The sequence below is a fragment of the Actinomadura bangladeshensis genome, from assembly GCF_004348335.1.
GTDB lineage: Bacteria > Actinomycetota > Actinomycetes > Streptosporangiales > Streptosporangiaceae > Spirillospora > Spirillospora bangladeshensis.
In genome coordinates, this window is sequence record NZ_SMJW01000086.1 from 1 (window position 1) to 17676 (window position 17676).

Sequence of the window (17676 nt, forward strand, 5' to 3'; positions counted from 1 at the left end):
GGGCGCGACGGCCAGCCAGCGCACGTTGTTCAGGTCCTTGGCGAACACCGAGACCTTGAAGCCGGCGGGCACGCGCAATTGGCCGAGCAGCGATTCCTCGAAACGCACGGGCGTGGGTTCGAGCACGCCGCCCGTCACGGTGGTGGGGCCGTCGCCGGGCGGGAGCTGCGCCTGCGCGGCGAGGCTGCAGGCAGCAAGGGCCAGGGCGGCGGCGCCGTAGAGGCCGGCGTCGCGGGCGAGGGTGGTGGCGGCGACGTGCAGGTCGCGGAGGTGGGGCATGCCCGCGCGTTCGGCGATCGCCTTGCGGAGCGGGTCGAGGAGGAGGTCGCCGGACGCGGCGACGCCGCCGCCGATGACGACGTCGCTGATGTCCAGGACGGCGGCGGTGCCGAGGACGGCGGTGGCGAGGGCGGTCGCGGCGCGCTGGAAGGCGGCCAGGGGGATGCGGGCGCCGTCGCGGGCCGCGGCGGCGAGGGCCTTGGCGTCGGGGCGGCCGGTCGCGAGGGTCCAGCCCTGGGCGAGTGCCCAGCGGACCATCCTGGGGCCGCAGGCGACCGTCTCCAGGCAGCCGCGGGCGCCGCAGACGCAGGGTTCGCCGTCGTGGTCGACGAGGACGTGGCCGATGTGGCCGGCGTTGCCGGTCCGTCCCGTCCAGGGGCGGCCGTCGAGGATGAGGCCGCCGCCGACGCCGGTCGACACGACGATGCCGAGCAGGGACGAGCCGGAGTGGCCGCCGCGCCACCATTCGCCGAGGGCCATGCACTGGGCGTCGCCGGCCAGGGAGACGGGCACGCCGGGGACGAGGCGCTGGACGGCGGCGACCAGGGGGTAGCCGCGCCAGCGGGGGATGTTGATGGGGCTGACCGTGCCCGCGGCCGCGTCGATCGGGCCGGCCGAGCCGATCCCGACGGCGGTGACGGAGGGGTCGGCGAAGTCGGCGACGAGGCCGCGGAGGGTGGCGGTGGGCGACTGGCCGACGGGGTGCTCGGCGCGGTCGAGGAGCGTCCCCGACGGGTCGACGCGGGCGACGGCGAACTTGGAGCCGCCGATGTCGACAGCGAGGACGGTCATGACCCGATCCCCGGGAGCACGCGGTAGAGCGTGCCCTTTCCGGTGAGTGCGGTGGCCGGGGCCCCGGCGGGGATGAAGGCGGCTTCTCCCCGGGCGAGCGTCAGGGGTCCGAGCCGGGCCTCGCCCTCCAGGCAGAGGAGCGTCTGGGGAAGGCCGGTCGGCAGTTCCTCGGGGTCGTCCGAGAGGTCGTGGCGGACGAGGGTGAACTCTTCGGCGGCGGCGCGGTAGACGGTGCCGGCCGGTTCGACCCGGGCGGGGGCGGACGGGACGAATTCCACGACGCGCATCAGTTCGGGGACGTCCATGTGCTTTCCGGTGAGGCCGCAGCGCAGGACGTTGTCGGAGTTCGCCATGACCTCGATCGCGATGCCGCCCAGATAGGAATGGGGAACTCCGGCGGCGAGGAAGAGCGCTTCGCCGGGCTTGAGTTCGACGTGGTTGAGCAGGAGCGCGGCGAGGACTCCGGGGTCGCCGGGGTGGACGCGGGCGATGTCGGCGTAGACGCCGGTGAGGACCGGTTCGACCGCCGAGAGAACGGGGCGGGAACTGTCGTCCAGCATCCGGGTCAGGACGGTGCGCAGCGCGGCCGGGGCCGGCTCGGTGCGCAGCGTGGTGATCCAGGGGCGGAGTTCGGGAACGGCGAGGCCTTCGAGGAGGTTCGCCGTTTCCGCCGGGTCGCGGAAACCGCAGAGGCCGTGGAAGTCGGTGAGCGCGCAGACCATTTCCGGCTTGTGGAAAGGGTCCTTGTAGGTGCGGGTGCGGTCGTCGAGCGGGATGCCGCGGGCCTCCTCGGCGGCGAAGCCCGCCTGCGCCTGCGCCGTGGTCGGGTGCACCTGGAGGGAGAGCGGTTTCTCGACGGCCAGCACCTTGAGCAGGTACGGCAGCGTCGGGCCGAAGCGGGCCACCGAGGGCGCGCCGAGCATCCCGGCCGGATCACGATCGATGAGGGCGTCGAGCGGCGTCCCGTCCACCGCCGAGGGGGCGGCGGGGTGCGCGCCCGCCCACAGCTCCGCCTGCGGACGACCGGTCGGCTCGGCACCGAGCAGTTCCGGCAACGCGGTCCGCGACCCCCAGTCGTAGGGGCGGATCACGGTGGACAGCGGCAGGGGCACCAACCCGCGCGTTCTCCTCACTCGGTGCGCCACATCGGCAGGTCGGCGCTCGTGAAGGACAGGGTACAAGTGCCGGGAGGCGGCGGGCGCGGGTCCCGGCACACGTGATCAATACGACACTCCGGATGAACCTCCCGGCGGCCCCCGTCCGAACCACTGGACGGGAACGGCGCCCGGCGGGCCGGACCCCCTAGGATGAGCGCCGGGGAGGTGGTGGACGTGGGCAAGCACAACAAGCCGGCGACGCGGTCGTGCCCCGGCTGCGACGGAACCGGGACCAGCACCGCCACCCACGAGAGGTGCAACGTCTGCCGCGGCACCGGGCGCATCTGACCGATCACCGCGGCGGCGCCCGCCACGGGATCTTGGACGTCCGGAAGCGGCGGCACGGACGGCCGAGAAATGGTTGAATCGGACACTATGTGGCACTCGTCACTGCGGTCCAAGCCCTGGCGACAGAGGTATCAGCCCGGTGTCCCCGTCGATTTCGACATCCCGGATATCCCCGTCACTCGGTTTCTCGACGATGCCGCGGACGCCTACCCGCGCAGGCCCGCGCTGTTCTTCTTCGGCCGGCAGATCTGCTACCGCGACCTGCGCGAGGCCGTGGACCGGTTCGCCGACGGGCTGCACCGGCTCGGCGTCCAGCCCGGCGACCGGGTCGCGCTGATCCTGCCGAACTGCCCGCAGCAGGTCATCGCGTTCTACGGGGTGCTCCGCCGGGGCGCCATCGCCGTCCAGCACAACCCGCTCTACACCGAGGAGGAGTTGCTCCGCCAGCTCGCGGACTGCGGCGCGCGGGTCGCGGTGGTGCTGGACCGTTCCTTCGCGACGGTGCGGGCGGTGCGCTCCCGGCTGCGCCTGGACCACATCGTCGTGACGTCCCTGCTCGACTTCCTGCCGATGCCCCGGCGGATCGCGCTGCGGCTGCCGCTGGTGCAGATGCAGCGGCGCCGCGCGGCCCTCACCGCGGACGTGCCGGACGATCCGGGCGTCGTCCCGTTCCGGGAGCTGCAGCGGCCCGCGCGGCGGCCGGTGCGGCAGCTGCCCGTCGACCCGGCGCGGCACCTGGCCGCGATCCAGTACACGGGCGGGACGGAGGGCCGCCCGAAGGGCGCGATGCTGACCCACCGCAACCTGGTGGCGAACGCCTGCCAGCAGCACGCGTGGGACGTCGACGGGCGGCGACCGGGCGAGGACGTGACGCTCGCCGTCCTGCCGCTGTTCCACTCGTTCGGGCTGATGAGCTGCCTCGTGGCGCCGGTGATGACGGCGGGCGCGGTGGTGCTCCTCCCCCGCTACGACGGCGACCGGGTGCTGCGCGCGATCCGCAGGTACCGGCCGACGATCTTCCCCGGGGTGCCGACGCTGTACGACCAGGTGCTCGACAGCCCCCGGTTCCAGCCCGCCGACCTGCAGTCGCTGCGCGTGTTCATCTCGGGCGCGATGGGCCTGACGCAGGGCACGATCGACCGGCTGGAGCGGCTCGGCGCGAAGGGGCTGATCAACTGCTACGGCCTGACGGAGGCGTCCCCGGCGGTCACGGGCAACCCGCTGGACGGCACCGCCCGCAACCTGACCGTCGGCCTGCCGCTGCCGATGACCGACGCCGTCGTCGTCGCCGAGGACGAGCCGACGAAGGTGCTGCCGCCCGGGGAGGCCGGGGAGCTGGTCGTGCGCGGGCCGCAGGTCTTCGCCGGCTACTGGAACGCGCCGCTCGCGACCGCGCAGACCCTGTCGAAGGGGTGGCTGCGCACCGGTGACATCGCCGTGATGGACGAGGACGGCTTCATCACCATCCTGGAGCGCATGCGGGACATGATGAAGGTGAGCGGCTTCACCGTGTTCCCGACCGAGGTGGAGAAGGTACTGCGCCGCCACCCCGCCGTCCACGACTGCGCCGTGGTCGGCGTGCCGGACGCCCGCCGCGGCGAGCGCATCATCGCGCACGTGGTGGAGCACCCCGCCTACCTTTTCTCCGCCGAGGAACTGCGGACGCACTGCGAGCGCTACCTGTCGCACTACAAGGTCCCGTCGGAGTTCCATCCGCGCACGGAGCTGCCCAGGAACCCGCTGGGCAAGGTCGTCCGGCAGCGGCTGCGGGACGAGTTCGCCGAGTCGTCGCAGAGGTCGCCGCAGGAGTCGCCGCACGGAAGTATGGGATCGCCGCAGAGTGGTTGACTGAGCGGGTGCAGACCGTCCACTCCGGGCTTTTCGCCCGGCTCGCCGAGATCGGGCGCGGTGCGGCCGGAGCCGCCGCGCCGCCGGAGACGCTCTATGACCGGCACGGTGTGCTCGTGGTGCGGGTCGGCGACGTCGTGGTGAAGGCGCACCAGGACGACCGTGAGCACGGCCCTCCGTTCCTCGCACGGATACGGCTGGCCGGCACGCTTCCGGAACTCGTCATCGCGCCGCATGACCCGCCGCTCACCGTGGACGGCCGGACGGTCACGATCGCGCCGTTCGGCGAGCCGGTCGACCCGGGCCACGAGCTCCCCTGGAAAGAGGGAGGCCGGCTTCTGGCGGCTCTCCACTCGCGGAGCGTTCCGGCAGAGGCACCGTCCTGGGGACGTCCGACCCGTGTGGCGCGCCTTGTCTCCCGGCTGGGCGAAGGTCCCGCCGAGGACGCCGTGCGGCGTGCGTTCGCCACCCTTCCCGCCTGGATACGCGGCGAGGAGGACGAGCCTCCGGCGCGGACGGAACGCCTCATCCACGGGGACTGGCACCTGGGCCAGATGGTCCGTGCCCAGGACGGGCACTGGCGGCTCATCGACATCGAGGACATGGGCAAGGGCGACCCCGCCTGGGATCTCGCCCGCCCTGCGGCGCTCTACTCCGCGGGGGTCCTTCCCCCGGACGACTGGGAGCAGTTCCTGGGCGCCTACACGGCAGCGGAGGGTCCGGCCGTTCCCACCCGAGGCGACCCTTGGACGAGCCTGGACATACCCGCGCGAAGTCTTGCGATCCAGATAGCCGCCACGTGCGTCATATCCGCGGGGAGGGATGATCGGACACTCGACGGGCCGGAGCAGGCGATGATCGACGCCTGCGTGAGAATATCCGCGGCGGGGGACGCGGCATGACGTGGCGCGAAACCTGCCCTACATTTACCCTCTACCTGGGGATCCATACCGGAAGGACGACAAGGCGATGCACTGCCCTAAGTGTCGTGGCGTGATGCGGACCTACACCCGCAGCGGCGTCCACATCGAGCAATGTGACAGCTGCCGGGGGATCTTCCTCGACTACGGCGAGCTGGAGGCCCTGGCCCAGATGGAGGCGCAGTACCGCGCCGCGCCCCCGCCCGCGGCGGCGCCGGGCTGGGGAGCGCCGGCACCGGCGGTGCACCACCATCACCACGGCCGCCACCGCCCGCACCACGGCAGCGTCTTCAACATGCTGTTCTCGACCTGATCTGACCTGTCCGGACCGGCCTCACCCGGTCCGGACCGATGCGGCCCGCCCCTGACGAGGCGGGCCGCACGCGTCACAGCCGCGGGTCGACGGGCTCGGACTCCAGCGCCAGGACGGCGAAGACCGCCTGGTGGACGCGCCACAGCGGCTCCCCGCCGGCGAGCCGGGCGAGCGCCTCGGCGCCGAGCGCGTGCTCGCGCATCGCCAGTGACCGCTTCCGGCCGAGGGAGCGGCGGCGCAGCCGGTCGAGGTTCTCGGGCTCGGTGTAGTCGGGGCCGTAGATGATCCGCAGATACTCCGGCCCGCGGCACTTGACGCCCGGCTGGATCTTCGCGCCGTCGGGGAGCGGCCCCAGCGGCTTGACGACCATGCCCTCGCCGCCCGCCGCGGTGATCTCCTCCCACCATGCGGTGACGGCGGACTCCGACTCCGGCGACGTCAGGTCGACGGTCACCGACTCCGTCCGCTGGACGAATCCGCTCGCGTCACTCTTTGCAAGCCTTTCCGCCACGGTCATGTGCCATTCGTGGTCGCGTGCGTCCGCCCAGGAGCGGCCCTCGCCCGCGAGGATCTGGAACGGGGCGAACCGCAGGCCGGTGAGGCCGTCGACCGTCCAGCAGTACCGCGCGTAGGCGTCCCGGAACCGGGACGCGTTCGCGGCACGCCGGTCGATGTGCTCGCGGAGGCCGCCGACGTCGAGTCCGCGCGCGGCCGCGCGCGCGAGGACGCCGGACGCCATCGGCAGGGCCGCGCGGGCCGCCGCGCCGGTCGCCGCGTACTGCGCGCGGATGAGGTCCATGGCCTTGGCCGACCACGGCAGCAGCTCGCCGTCGATGACGAGCCATCCGGTGTCCAGTTCGTCCCACAGCCCCGCGGCGCCGATCGCGGCGCGGAGCCGGTCCAGGACCTCGGCCGTGCGGGACGGGTCGCGGAAGAACGAGCGGCCGGTGCGCGTGTAGACGGCGCCGGTCGTGCCGTCGTCCACGCCGAAGCGCTCCGCCGCCGCCGCGGCGTCGCGGCAGACGACGGCCACGGCGCGGGAGCCCATGTGCTTCTCCTCGCACACCGCGCGGGTGATCCCCTTGTCCCGGTAGCCGGCGAGGGCCTCGGCCGGGTGCTCCAGGTATCCGGGCAGCGGCGAGGTGTCGGCGGGCGCCATGGTGGGCGGCAGGTAGACGAGCCAGCGCGGGTCCACGGCGAACCGGCTCATCACCTCCAGCGCGGCCATCGCGTTCTCCTCGCGGACGGCGACGCGGCCCATGAGGCGGGTCTCGACCCCGTGGTTGCCGAGGACGTCCCCGATGTTGAGGACCTCGTTGTCCCGGTGGCCTCCCGCGGGGGAACTGTCCAGTGGCCGCGTCGGCTCGTACCAGACCTGCCGAGCCGGGACCGACACCAGCTCACGCTCCGGATAGCGGAGCGCGGTCAGCTTCCCGCCGAAGACGGCACCGGTGTCCAGGCAGATGGTGTTGTTGACCCACTCGGCCTCGGGCACCGGGGTGTGCCCGTACACGACCATGGCCTTGCCCCGGTAGTCGCGAGCCCACGGGTACCGGACGGGAAGCCCGTACTCGTCGGTCTCCCCCGTGGTGTCGCCGTAGAGCGCGAACGAGCGGACCCGTCCGGACGCACGCCCGTGGTACTCCTCCTTGAGCCCGGCGTGGGCGACGACGAGGCGGCCGCCGTCCAGCACGTAGTGGCTGATGAGGCCGTCCATGAACGCCAGCGCGTCGGCGCGGAAGTCGTCGTCCGCGGCGGCGAACTGCTCCAGGGACACCTCAAGGCCGTGCGTCGCCCGCACCTTGCGTCCGCGCAGGGCCCGGACGAGTTTCGCCTCGTGGTTGCCCGAAACGCACAGCGCGTTGCCGGCGGCCACCATGCCCATCACCAGACGCAGCACGCCCGGCGAATCCGGCCCGCGGTCGACGAGGTCGCCCACGAAGACGGCGGTGCGCCCGCCGGGGTGGTTCGCCCCTGCGGCGCGCCCCTGCGCGTCCCGCTCGATCTCGTATCCGAGGCCGGCGAGCAGGTCCTCCAGCTCCGCACGGCACCCGTGCACGTCGCCGACGATGTCGAACGGGCCGGTCAGCTCCCGCTTGTCGTTCCACGCCTTCTCGTACACGATCGTCGCCGCGTCGATCTCATCGGCGCCGGTCAGCACGTGGTGGCGGCGGAATGTGCGGGCCAGCTCCCGCATCCCGCGGCGCAGCTCGCGCCGCTGCCGCGGGATCACGTGCGGCGGCAGGTCCCGGTCGGGGCGGGACGCGTTCCGCTCGGCGGCGAGGCTCTCGGGGACGTCCAGGACGATCGCGGCCGACAGGACGTCGTGGTCCTTGGCGATCCGCAGCAGCGCCTCCCGCGCCTTGGTCTGCACGTTCGTCGCGTCCACCACGGTCAGCAGCCCGCGCCGCAGCCGCGTGGCCACGATGTAGTGCAGCAGGTCGAACGCGTCGCCGGACGCGGACTGGTCGTTCTCGTCGTCCGAGACGACCCCGCGGCAGAAGTCGGACGAGACCACCTGCGTGGGCTTGAAGTGCTTGCGCGCGAAGTGGGACTTACCCGACCCGGTCACGCCGACCAGCACGACGAGCCCGGTCTCCGGGACCTTGATCTCGGTCATCGGGTGAACACTCCCATCTGGGTCGGCGCGCCGACCTCGGGGTCGTCGCCGCCGACGGGCACGTGGCGGACGCGGTAGCCGTGCGCGGCGGCGACCCGGCCGGCCCAGGCGCGGAACTCGGCCCGCGTCCATTCGAAGCGGTGGTCGCCGTGGCGCATCGCGCCCGGCGCGAGCCCCTCGTAGCGGACGTTGTGCTCGGCGTTCGGGGTGGTCACGACGACGACGCGGGGTGCGGCGTGCCCGAACACCACCCGCTCGACCGCGCCGAGGCGCGGCGGGTCGATGTGCTCGACGACCTCCATCAGCACGGCCGCCTCGTAGCCGCCGAACCGCTCGTCCGCGTAGGTCAGCGCGCCCTGGAAGACGTCCCGGACGCGGTCGTCGTCCCGGCGCGGCCGGTCGTTCCAGCGGAGCCGCCGCCAGGCGTGGCCGAGCGCGCGGTGCGAGACGTCCGTGCCCGCGATCTCGCTGAAGAAGTCGTCCTTGAGCAGCCGCGCGAGCAGTTTCCCCGAGCCGCAGCCAAGGTCGATGACGCGCCGCGCGTTCTCGTCGCGCAGCGCCCGCACGACCGCCTGGAGACGCTGCTCCGCGAGCGGGACGGTCGTCTCCTCCTGGGCCGCCTCGTCCTCCGCGGGGGTCGGCTCCTCCTCGACCTGCACGGGGTCGAGTTCCTCTTCGGGCGCGTCCTCGGCATCGGCGAGGCGGCCGAGCGCGGTACGGACGAGCCCGCGCCGGTTCGCCAGGTAGCGGCGCGTGATGGCGCCCCGGTCGGGGTGCGCGGCGAGCCATCCCTCGCCGGCCCGGATGAGCTTGTCGACCTCGTCCGGCGCCAGCCAGTAGTGCTTGGCGTCGTCCAGGACGGGCAGCAGCACGTACAGCTGGTTGAGCGCGTCGGCGAGCCGCAGCGTCCCGGTCAGCGTCAGCGTCACGTACCGGGAGTCGCCCCATTCGGCGAACTCCGGATCGAGCGGGACCGGCACCGCCGACACGTTCCAGCCGAGCGGCGCGAAGAATCGTTCGGCCTGTCCCGGCCCTCCCCTGCACGGAAGGGCCGGCAGGACGATTTCCAGCGGAATCGGCGACTCCGCCAGTTCGGGACGCGAATCGCACCGTCCGCGCATCGCGGTACGGAAAACGTTCGCCATCGCGGACGCGAGCAGTGACGACGCCGCGTAAGGGCGGTCGTTGACGTACTGGCCGAGGGAGAAGTCGGGCGTGCCTCTGCCGCGCGTGCGCACGAGCTCGACCGGATCGACGTCCAGCAGCAGCGCCGCCGTGCAGCGCTCCTGCCCGGCGTCGGGGTAGAAGACGTGCGCCGTGCCGAAGGACTGCTCGAACCGCTGCACCCGGTCCGGATGCTTGTGCAGGAGGAATCCCAGGTCGGTCGCCTGGTCCAGGGTCGTGGTGATCGTCAGGAGCACGCCTTGAGTGTGGCGGAAATAACCGGATGATCCGTATTCATTTTTCCGGCAGAATGCGGCCCGACATGAGCAGACATCCCCGCCGTGCGACCGCCCAGGAGACCGTGGCCATTCTCGGACGCGGCGACTACACGGCTCCCTCCGGCCGCACCGTCTCGATCGCCGGCGACCTCGCCCGCGCCGTCGAGGAGACCGTTCTCTACCGGCCGGACGAACTGGACGCGCTACTGGAGCGTTCGCCCGCCGGGGCCGGCGCCGAGACCCGCATCGAGGTGACCGGCGAGACGACCCTCGCCGCCGCGCGCCGGCTGTGCGGCGGCGGCACGATCCCGTTCGCGCTCAACTTCGCGTCCGCGAAGAACCCGGGCGGCGGGTTCCTGAACGGAGCGCACGCCCAGGAGGAGGGGCTCGCGCGCTCGTCCGGCCTGTACACCTCGCTGAGGTCGGCCCAGGAGTTCTACGACTTCCACCGGGCCCAGGGCGACCTCCTCTACAGCGACCACATGATCTACTCGCCCGGCGTGCCGGTGTTCCGCGACGACGCCGGGCGGCTGCTGGACGACCCGTACGGCGTCGCGTTCCTGACGTCCCCGGCGCCGAACCGCGGCGCGATCCGGGACCCCGCCCGGGCCGAGCGGATCCCCGCCGTGCTGCGGCGGCGCGCCCGCAAGGTCCTCGCGGTCGCGCTGGCCAACGGGCACGCGAGGCTCGTCCTCGGCGCGTGGGGCTGCGGCGTGTTCCGCAACGACCCGGCCGAGGTCGCGGAGGCGTTCGCCGAGCCGCTGCGCCCCGGAGGGGAGTTCGCCGGACGCTTCGAGCACGTCGTCTTCGCGGTGTGGGACACCGCCAAGGGCTGCCCGCGGCAGGCCGCCTTCGAGGAGGCCTTCGCCTAAGCGGGGTCCTCCGCGGCCTCCCCGTCCTCCACGTAGGAGGCGATGCCGCGGACGATGAGGTCGAGCCCGAACTCGAACCGCCCGTCGTCGTCCGCGCCGGTGAGCTCCTCGACCATCCCGGTGAGAACCGGGTACCGGTCCTCCGGCAGGGCGGAGAAGTACTCCTTGAACTGCCCGAAGTAGGACTCGAAGAACGCGTGCGGGTCCTCGCCGGCGGGCGCCTTCGCGTAGTAGACGGTCCCCTCGATCGCGTCGGCGTCGAGGAACATGCCGAGCGTGTCGACGGCCATGCCGGCGATCTTCTTCGGCACGCCGCCCGCCCGCATCAGCGCGAGCTGCGCCTCGGCGACGTCCAGCAGGTGGGGGCCGGTCGGGATGAGGCCCATCGACACCATGGCGATGTCGCGGTGCGAGACGTAGACGCGGCGGACCTCGCGCGCCAGCTCCTTCAGCTGCTCCTGCCAGCGCGCCGGGTCGGGCTCGGGCAGCCTGATCTCGGCGGCGACCCGGTCGAGCATCAGCTCGCGCAGCTCCTCCTTGCCCGAGACGTGCGCGTACAGGGACGCGGGGCCGGTGCCCAGCTCCTGGGCGACGCGGCGCATCGTCACCGCCTCCAGGCCCTCGGCGTCCAGGATGCGGATCGCCGTCTCGACCACGGCCTCCCGGGTGAGCGGCCGCCTCGGCGGCGCGGCCCTGCGCGGCTTGCGGCCGGGCGGCGTCGGCAGTCCGGCCGGCGTCTCGTCCGGGCGTGCGGTGGCCACGTCGGGACCTCCCAATCTCGCGATACATCTTGACTATCGCGGAACGCGATATATCTTCTCTACTGGCGAGAGAAGTTCGATACGACACGAACATCGTACTTGACACGAACGCCGTTCGGACTTAGAACAGCGTTCGTAGCTACGAACACCGTTCCAAGGATTCGCAGATTCGGAGACCGTCATGACCGAGACACTGGCGTCCCCCGGGAGGGACAGCGCGGAGGCGGGCTACCGCTGGCGCTGGGTCGCCCTCTTCGTGATCCTCGCCGGCGAGATCATGGACATGCTGGACGCGCTGATCACCAACATCGCGGCCCCCACGATCCGGGCCGAGCTGGGCGGGTCGGCCGCCACCATCCAGTGGCTCGCCGCCGGCTACACCCTCGCCATGGCGGTCGGCCTCATCACCGGCGGCCGCCTCGGCGACCTCTACGGCCGCCGCCGGATGTTCCTCATCGGCGCCGCCGGGTTCACGCTCGGCTCGCTGCTGTGCGGCGTCGCGGTCTCCCCCGGCATGCTGGTCGGCGCCCGCGGCATGCAGGGCCTGTTCGGCGCGCTGATGCTCCCGCAGGGCATCGGGATGATCAAGCAGATGTTCGACGCCAAGGAGATGGGCAGGGCGTTCGCCCTGTTCGGCCCGGTGATGGGCCTGTCCTCGGTCGGCGGCCCCGTCCTGGCCGGCTGGCTGATCGACGCCGACCTGTTCGGCACCGGCTGGCGGATGATCTTCCTGATCAACCTGCCGCTCGGCATCGCCGCGGTGCTCGCCGGGCTGAAGTTCCTGCCCGCCGGGCGCGCCGAGCACGCCACCCGCCTCGACCTCCCCGGCGCCGCCCTCGCCTCGCTCGGCGCGGGCCTGCTGATCTACCCGCTCGTCCAGGGCCGCGAGCACGACTGGCCCGCGTGGACGTTCGCGATGATGGCCGCCTCGCTCGCCGTCTGGGCCGTCTTCTCCTGGTACGAGACCCGCAAGCAGCGCGCCGGCGGCGACCCGCTGATCGTGCCGAGCCTGTTCCGCAAGCGCGGCTTCACCGGCGGGCTCGTGCTCGGCCTGGTGTTCTTCTCCGGCGTCGCGGGCCTCGGCCTGGTGCTGGCGCTGTTCTTCCAGCTCGGGCTCGGCTACTCCCCGCTGAAGGCGGGCCTCGCGCAGATCCCGTGGTCGGCCGGCATCATCGTGGGGTTCGGCGTCATGCAGGCGGTGCAGCGGTTCGGCCGCAAGGTGATCCACGCGGGCGCCCTGATCATGGCGGCCGGGATCATCGGGCTGTTCGCCACGCTGCAGTACGGCGGGATCGACGTCACACCCTGGCAGCTCATCCCCGCCCTCGCCGTGACCGGCCTCGGCATGGGGCTGCTGATGGGGCCGTTCTTCGACACCGTCCTCGCCGGGGTCGAGCCGGAGGAGACCGGGTCGGCGGGCGGCACGCTCACCGCCGTCCAGCAGCTCGGCAGCGCGCTCGGCGCCGCCGTCCTCGGCACGATCTTCTTCGGGCTGCTCGGCGGGCACGTCGCGGCCGCCGCCGACGACGGCGCGTCCGCGCTGCGCCGCGACCTGGCCGCCGCGTCCGTCCCGGCCGCGCACCAGGAGCGCATCGCGGCCGGGCTGCGCGCCTGCGGCCACGACCGCGCCACCGCCAAGGACGCGGTCGCCGTCCCCGCCTCCTGCCACCGCCTGCAGGACGACGTCAAGGCCGCCGTCGCCGCCGCGCCGCAGTCGGGGCCCGCCGTCCAGAAGGCGGTCGCCGAGGCCGGCGAGCACTCGGCCAAGGTCGGCTTCAGCGACGCCATGAAGATCACCCTGTGGGTCGAGGTCGGGCTGCTCGGCCTGTCGTTCCTCGCGACGTTCCTGCTGCCGATGCACGCGCGCCCCGAGGAGGAGACCGCCTGACGGGAACCGAAAGGCCCGCGGCCGGGGGGCGCTCCCCCCGCCGCGGGCCTTCCGGCACCGTCAGACCTTGCTCATGACCTGCGAGGCCAGCAGGTCCAGGTGGTCGAGGTCGTGCATGTCGAGGACCTGCAGGTAGAGGCACTCGGCGCCCAGCTCGGCGAACTTCCCGATCTTGTCGACCAGCTCGCCCGGCGTCCCGGCCAGGCCGTTGTCGCGCAGCTCGGACACCTCCCGCCCGATCGCGTCGGCGCGGCGCTTCAGCTCCGCCTCGTCCCGGCCGCAGCAGACGACCTGGGCGGCGGAGTAGACGAGCGGCCTCGTCCGGCCCGCCTCGGCGCAGGCCGCGCGGACCCGGCCGAACGCCTCACCGGTCTCGCTCACCTGGTGGAACGGCACGTTGTACTCGTCGGCGTGGCGGGCCGCGAGCCGCGGCGTCCGCTTCGCCCCGAACCCGCCGATGATGATCGGCGGACCGCCCGCCTGCGCGGGCTTCGGCAGCGCGGGCGACTCGGCCAGCGTGTAGTGGTCGCCGCTGAAGGAGTAGGTCTCGCCGGCGGGCGTCCCCCACAGCCCGGTGAGGATCTCGAGCTGCTCCTCCAGCCGCTCGAAGCGCTCCCGCAGGCTCGGGAACGGGATGCCGTAGGCGGTGTGCTCCTGCTCGAACCAGCCCGTCCCGAGGCCGAGGTCGACCCGTCCGCCGCTCATCTGGTCGACCTGCGCGACCGCGATGGCGAGCGGCCCCGGATACCGGAACGTCGCCGCCGTGACCAGCGTGCCGAGCCGGATCCGGCGGGTCTCCCGGGCCAGCGCGCCCAGTGTGACCCAGGAGTCGGTCGGGCCCGGCTCGCCGGTCACATCGCCCATCTTGACGAAGTGGTCGGACCGGAAGAACGCGTCGAAACCGAGGTCCTCGGCCGCCTTGGCGACCGCCAGCTGTGTGTCGTAGCTCGCCCCCTGCTGGGGCTCAGTGAAGATCCGAAGACGCATGACTCCATCCTGGTACCCGCCGGGACCCGGTCGCACCACCAGGTCAGCGCTCCGACAGCACCAGGCCGGGCGTCCGCGCCACGCGCACCGGCGGGAACATGACGCCGGCGCGCGTCCCGCCCCACGTCACGGTCCCGCGCAGGCCGATCACCTCGCCGGGCTCGGCGCGCCGGGACACCATCGCCCTGATCGTCCCGGTCGTCTCCCGCCCGTCCTCGAGCGTGCCGAGCCGGCACACCACCTGCTGCCCGGACGACTTGCAGTGCTCCTCCCCGGACACGAACACCAGCGACTTCGGCAGCGTCGTCCTGAACACCGCCTTGCCGGGCTTCCCCGGCCCCTTGGCGGTCATCGTGAACCGCCACTCGTAGGTGCGCCCGGGGACGACCGCATGCCGCGGACTCTCCATGTCGAGCCTGATTTCCTGCGCCTTGGGCGCGCCGTGTCCCTTGGGCAGCGCGTCCAACTTCGGCTCGACGTGCGCCTTGGGCTTGACATGCACCTTCGGCTTCGCATGTCCCTTGGGCTTCGCGTGCGCTTTCGGCTTGACATGCACCTTCGGCTTGGCGTGGGCCTTCGGCTTCACATGCGCCTTCGGCTTGGCGTGCACCTTCGGCTTCACGTGCGCCTTGGGCATCGCGTGCGCTTTCGGCTTGACATGCACCTTCGGCTTGGCGTGGGCCTTCGGCTTCACATGCGCCTTCGGCTTCACGTGCGCCTTCGGCTTCACATGCGCCTTCGGCTTCACATGCGCCTTCGGCTTGGCGTGCACCTTCGGCTTCACGTGCACCTTCGGCTTCACGTGCGCCTTGGGCTTGGCGTGCACCTTCGGCTTGGCGTGGGTCTTGGGCTTGGCGTGCGCCTTCGACTCGGTGTGCGCCTCGGGCTTGGTGTGCGTTCTGGGGCGGGGCGCCGGCTTCGAGGTGCCGCCCTTGTCGCCCTTGTGCGTGGTCGGGCCGGGGCCGCCGGCGGACGCCGGCACCGCCCCGAGGAAGGGCGCGGCCCCCAGCAACGGCGCGGCGACCAGCAGCACCAGACCGCGCCCCTTCAGTGTCCTGACCATGATGAGACCCCCGTGGCCTGCGGATTCGTTGCGGACACGTCCGTTCTAGCGAGCCGCGGACCGGCCGCCTAGCGCCCCGTCGGCGTGTCGTCACGGACGGTGCCCGAACCGCGAACATGCCGAATCCGCTGCGACACCACCGGCGAAAGTTGTTGAATCGGGCGGATACCGATCTCCGACCCATGGAGTTGACATGGCTGTCTTCGGCATCGACTACGCCTGGGGGCGCCCCGGCGCCGCCGCGCTGAAGCGGGCCGGGGCGAAGTTCGCGTGCCGCTACCTGTCGCACGACACGACCGGCAAGAACCTGACCCGGTCGGAGGCCGACGAGCTGTCCGACGCGGGCATCTGGGTCGTCGTCGTCTGGGAGTCCACCGCGAAGCGGCCGCTGGCCGGACGGTCCGCCGGCGCGGCCGACGCGAGGGACGCCGCCGCCCAGGCGCGGGCCTGCGGCATGCCGGACGACCGCCCCATCTACTTCGCCGCCGACTGGGACGCCGCCGCCTCCCAGCAGGACGAGATCAACGCCTACCTGGACGGCGCCGCGAGCGTCATCGGCCGCGACCGCGTCGGCCTCTACGGCGGCTACGGGCCCGTGAAGCGCGCGTTCGACGCCGGGAAGATCGCCTACGGCTGGCAGACGTACGCGTGGTCCGGCGGCCGGTGGGACGCCCGCGCGCAACTCCAGCAGTACTCCAACGACCACACCGTCAACGGCGTCGGCGTCGACTACGACCGCGCCGTGAAGAGCGACTACGGGCAGTGGCGCGTCGGCGTCTCGCCCGAGGGAGAGGACGACATGCCCGACTACGTGTCCCTCGGCGCCGACGCCGACCAGCAGCTGTCCCCCGGCAGGTGGACGACCATCAGCTGGGACCACGAGTACTCCGACGCGACCGACCAGCACGGCGACCCGGGCAGCTACCCGAGCCTGCTCGCCGGCCACGCCCGCTACAGCCTGACGGTGTCGGCGACCGTGCGGGGCGTTCCCGCCGGCACCCTCATCCAGGCCCGCGCGATCGAGGTCGAGATCAAGGACACCAGCCGCTACTCGGCCGGGCCCGTCCAGGACTTCCTCTCGTCCGGCGACACGACCAACCTGGTCTACGCCCTCCCCGCCGACAGCGTCACGGCCGGGCACCGCGTCCGCTTCCAGCTCGTCCAGCACGGCACCGCCGCGGCGACCGTCACCGACGCCGACGCGAAACTCCTCTTCTGGCGCTGACCCGGCGCCGCGCCGTCAGAAGTCGTCGTTGATGTAGGGGGCCAGCGGGACGGCCAGGGACGCGCTCAGGCGGCCCGCGCCGCCGGGCGTGTGCTCGGTGACCGCGCCGATCCGGGTGAGGGTCGTCAGGCTGACGCCGCCCAAGTAGGCAGCGGCCAGGTCGGCGGCGGAGAGCGTCAGATCCGGTGACTCGGTCGTCGGTTCGCACGACGGGGCCGGCCCCGTCGTGAGGCGCCAGCGACCCGAGTTCGCGGGGATGCGGGCGTCGTCGATCTCCAGGACGAAGGCGTCCTCGGTGGCCCAGGAGCGGGCGCGGAGCGCGGCCGGGACGTCGATCAGCCGCAGCCACAGTGCGCCGTGGTCCTCCTTCACGGCGACCCGGTCGGGGTCGGCGACCATGTGCGGGATCAGGTCGTCCACGGGCCGGCTGGGCGCGTGGATCCGGGACGTCAGGTCGATCGACGCCAGGTACCGCCACAGCGCGGCCTCGACCTGGGGAGTGTCGGCCACGAGGTCGGCGACCCTGATCGTCCCGTTCCAGTGCGCGCGGTAGACGGCGTAGCCGGCGGGATGGACGACGACGCGCGGCTCGGTGTACTCGGCGGCCTCGATGTCGACCGGGCGCAGGATGGCGCGCGCCCACCATTCGGGGTCGCGGACGAGCCCTCCGGGCCGGGCGGCGAGCGCACGCCTGTGGATCGGGTCGAGCAGTTCGGGCGCCGACGCGGTATCGACCAGCCGCAGCGGCCGTTCGTCCGGCACGGTGCGCAGGGCCAGCGGGCGGGACGTGTCGACCTCCAGGCCGATCGCGCGGGTGGCGAGACCGAAGCCGTAGCGGCCGTAGATGGCGCCCTGGGACGCCCACAGCGCGGCGACGGGACGCCCGGCGGCGATGGCGTCGGCGTGCATGCGGTCCATCAGGGACGTGAGGATGCCCTGCCGGCGGTGGGTCGGCAGCACGGCGACGAAGCTGACCGCCGAGCAGTCGAGGAACGCGCCCGGCACGGCGAGGCGCATCGGGAGCGCCGCGAGCTGGCCCACCAGGGCGTCGCCGTCGTAGGCCCCGATGCGCTCGGCGCGGCGCGGCTTCCAGGAGTCCCGTTCGGGGTCGTCGATGCGGGCGTGGAACGCCGTGCCGACGAGGTCGACCATGCGACCGACATCGCGCTCGGGTACGTCCCTGATCTCGATCATGCGTCCACCGTATGCCGGGGCCGCAAC

The 17676-nt window shown here is 72.7% G+C and carries 15 protein-coding genes; 7 read left to right on the forward strand and 8 right to left on the reverse strand.

What is annotated here, in order from left to right:
- Nucleotides 1-1071: ROK family protein (locus E1284_RS18360; protein ID WP_131940487.1), on the reverse strand; the 1071-nt coding region annotated here is incomplete at its 3' end.
- The gene (manA, locus tag E1284_RS18365) at nucleotides 1068-2183 is read right to left on the reverse strand and encodes a mannose-6-phosphate isomerase, class I (RefSeq protein ID WP_341770401.1); all 1116 of its coding nucleotides are present in this window, start codon (nucleotides 2181-2183) and stop codon (nucleotides 1068-1070) included. The genes E1284_RS18360 and manA, both read right to left, overlap by 4 nt.
- Nucleotides 2184-2378: 195 nt before the next feature.
- Between manA and E1284_RS41565 the strand changes: the two genes are divergently transcribed.
- From E1284_RS41565 to E1284_RS18380, 4 genes are all read left to right on the forward strand, one after another.
- Nucleotides 2379-2516 (forward strand): hypothetical protein, encoded by a 138-nt coding sequence (locus tag E1284_RS41565; protein ID WP_163064129.1) that lies wholly within the window; start codon nucleotides 2379-2381, stop codon nucleotides 2514-2516.
- Between the two features lie 87 nt (nucleotides 2517-2603).
- Nucleotides 2604-4364 (forward strand): AMP-binding protein, encoded by a 1761-nt coding sequence (locus E1284_RS18370; RefSeq protein ID WP_131940489.1) that lies wholly within the window; start codon nucleotides 2604-2606, stop codon nucleotides 4362-4364.
- 8 nt (nucleotides 4365-4372) lie between these two features.
- On the forward strand, nucleotides 4373-5266 hold the full coding sequence (locus tag E1284_RS18375; protein WP_131940491.1) for a phosphotransferase family protein: 894 nt from the start codon (nucleotides 4373-4375) through the stop codon (nucleotides 5264-5266).
- 67 nt (nucleotides 5267-5333) lie between these two features.
- The gene (locus E1284_RS18380; protein ID WP_131940493.1) at nucleotides 5334-5597 is read left to right on the forward strand and encodes a TFIIB-type zinc ribbon-containing protein; all 264 of its coding nucleotides are present in this window, start codon (nucleotides 5334-5336) and stop codon (nucleotides 5595-5597) included.
- Between the two features lie 73 nt (nucleotides 5598-5670).
- On the opposite strand, the gene E1284_RS18385 is transcribed toward E1284_RS18380, so the two are convergent.
- Both E1284_RS18385 and E1284_RS18390 read right to left on the reverse strand, forming a co-directional pair.
- Nucleotides 5671-8217, reverse strand: coding sequence for a polynucleotide kinase-phosphatase (locus tag E1284_RS18385; protein WP_131940495.1), 2547 nt, complete (start codon nucleotides 8215-8217; stop codon nucleotides 5671-5673).
- Nucleotides 8214-9638: a 3' terminal RNA ribose 2'-O-methyltransferase Hen1 gene (locus E1284_RS18390; protein ID WP_131940497.1), complete on the reverse strand. Its 1425-nt coding sequence runs from the start codon at nucleotides 9636-9638 to the stop codon at nucleotides 8214-8216. The genes E1284_RS18385 and E1284_RS18390 overlap by 4 nt, the downstream gene beginning before the upstream one ends.
- Nucleotides 9639-9703: 65 nt before the next feature.
- Between E1284_RS18390 and E1284_RS18395 the strand changes: the two genes are divergently transcribed.
- Nucleotides 9704-10531: a TIGR02452 family protein gene (locus E1284_RS18395; RefSeq protein WP_131940499.1), complete on the forward strand. Its 828-nt coding sequence runs from the start codon at nucleotides 9704-9706 to the stop codon at nucleotides 10529-10531.
- On the opposite strand, the gene E1284_RS18400 is transcribed toward E1284_RS18395, so the two are convergent.
- Nucleotides 10528-11292: a TetR/AcrR family transcriptional regulator gene (locus E1284_RS18400; protein WP_131940501.1), complete on the reverse strand. Its 765-nt coding sequence runs from the start codon at nucleotides 11290-11292 to the stop codon at nucleotides 10528-10530. The two genes, E1284_RS18395 and E1284_RS18400, sit on opposite strands and share 4 nt — an antisense overlap.
- Nucleotides 11293-11473: 181 nt before the next feature.
- Between E1284_RS18400 and E1284_RS18405 the strand changes: the two genes are divergently transcribed.
- Entirely contained in the window at nucleotides 11474-13180 is a 1707-nt protein-coding gene (locus tag E1284_RS18405; protein ID WP_131940503.1) for an MFS transporter, read from the forward strand.
- Between the two features lie 60 nt (nucleotides 13181-13240).
- Here the strand turns inward: E1284_RS18405 and E1284_RS18410 are convergent, their stop codons facing one another.
- Both E1284_RS18410 and E1284_RS41570 read right to left on the reverse strand, forming a co-directional pair.
- Nucleotides 13241-14167 (reverse strand): LLM class F420-dependent oxidoreductase, encoded by a 927-nt coding sequence (locus E1284_RS18410; protein ID WP_131940505.1) that lies wholly within the window; start codon nucleotides 14165-14167, stop codon nucleotides 13241-13243.
- Between the two features lie 43 nt (nucleotides 14168-14210).
- Nucleotides 14211-15230 carry a DUF11 domain-containing protein gene (locus tag E1284_RS41570; RefSeq protein ID WP_165965324.1) on the reverse strand — a complete coding sequence of 340 codons (1020 nt, stop codon included), beginning with the start codon at nucleotides 15228-15230 and terminating at the stop codon, nucleotides 14211-14213.
- 193 nt (nucleotides 15231-15423) lie between these two features.
- Between E1284_RS41570 and E1284_RS18420 the strand changes: the two genes are divergently transcribed.
- The gene (locus E1284_RS18420) at nucleotides 15424-16455 is read left to right on the forward strand and encodes a glycoside hydrolase domain-containing protein (RefSeq protein WP_131940507.1); all 1032 of its coding nucleotides are present in this window, start codon (nucleotides 15424-15426) and stop codon (nucleotides 16453-16455) included.
- Between the two features lie 15 nt (nucleotides 16456-16470).
- Here the strand turns inward: E1284_RS18420 and E1284_RS18425 are convergent, their stop codons facing one another.
- On the reverse strand, nucleotides 16471-17649 hold the full coding sequence (locus E1284_RS18425) for a GNAT family N-acetyltransferase (protein WP_131940509.1): 1179 nt from the start codon (nucleotides 17647-17649) through the stop codon (nucleotides 16471-16473).
- Between the last annotated feature and the right edge of the window lie 27 nt (nucleotides 17650-17676).

Excerpts from the sequence above, each read along its gene's own strand:
- E1284_RS18395 (WP_131940499.1), top strand. The coding sequence starts at position 9,704 with ATGAGCAGACATCCCCGCCGTGCGACCGCCCAGGAGACCGTGGCCATT.
- E1284_RS18425 (WP_131940509.1), bottom strand. The coding sequence starts at position 17,649 with ATGATCGAGATCAGGGACGTACCCGAGCGCGATGTCGGTCGCATGGTC.
- E1284_RS18370 (WP_131940489.1), top strand. The coding sequence starts at position 2,604 with ATGTGGCACTCGTCACTGCGGTCCAAGCCCTGGCGACAGAGGTATCAG.
- E1284_RS41570 (WP_165965324.1), bottom strand. The coding sequence starts at position 15,230 with ATGGTCAGGACACTGAAGGGGCGCGGTCTGGTGCTGCTGGTCGCCGCG.
- E1284_RS41565 (WP_163064129.1), top strand. The coding sequence starts at position 2,379 with ATGAGCGCCGGGGAGGTGGTGGACGTGGGCAAGCACAACAAGCCGGCG.
- E1284_RS18405 (WP_131940503.1), top strand. The coding sequence starts at position 11,474 with ATGACCGAGACACTGGCGTCCCCCGGGAGGGACAGCGCGGAGGCGGGC.
- E1284_RS18385 (WP_131940495.1), bottom strand. The coding sequence starts at position 8,217 with ATGACCGAGATCAAGGTCCCGGAGACCGGGCTCGTCGTGCTGGTCGGC.
- E1284_RS18380 (WP_131940493.1), top strand. The coding sequence starts at position 5,334 with ATGCACTGCCCTAAGTGTCGTGGCGTGATGCGGACCTACACCCGCAGC.
- E1284_RS18410 (WP_131940505.1), bottom strand. The coding sequence starts at position 14,167 with ATGCGTCTTCGGATCTTCACTGAGCCCCAGCAGGGGGCGAGCTACGAC.
- E1284_RS18420 (WP_131940507.1), top strand. The coding sequence starts at position 15,424 with ATGGCTGTCTTCGGCATCGACTACGCCTGGGGGCGCCCCGGCGCCGCC.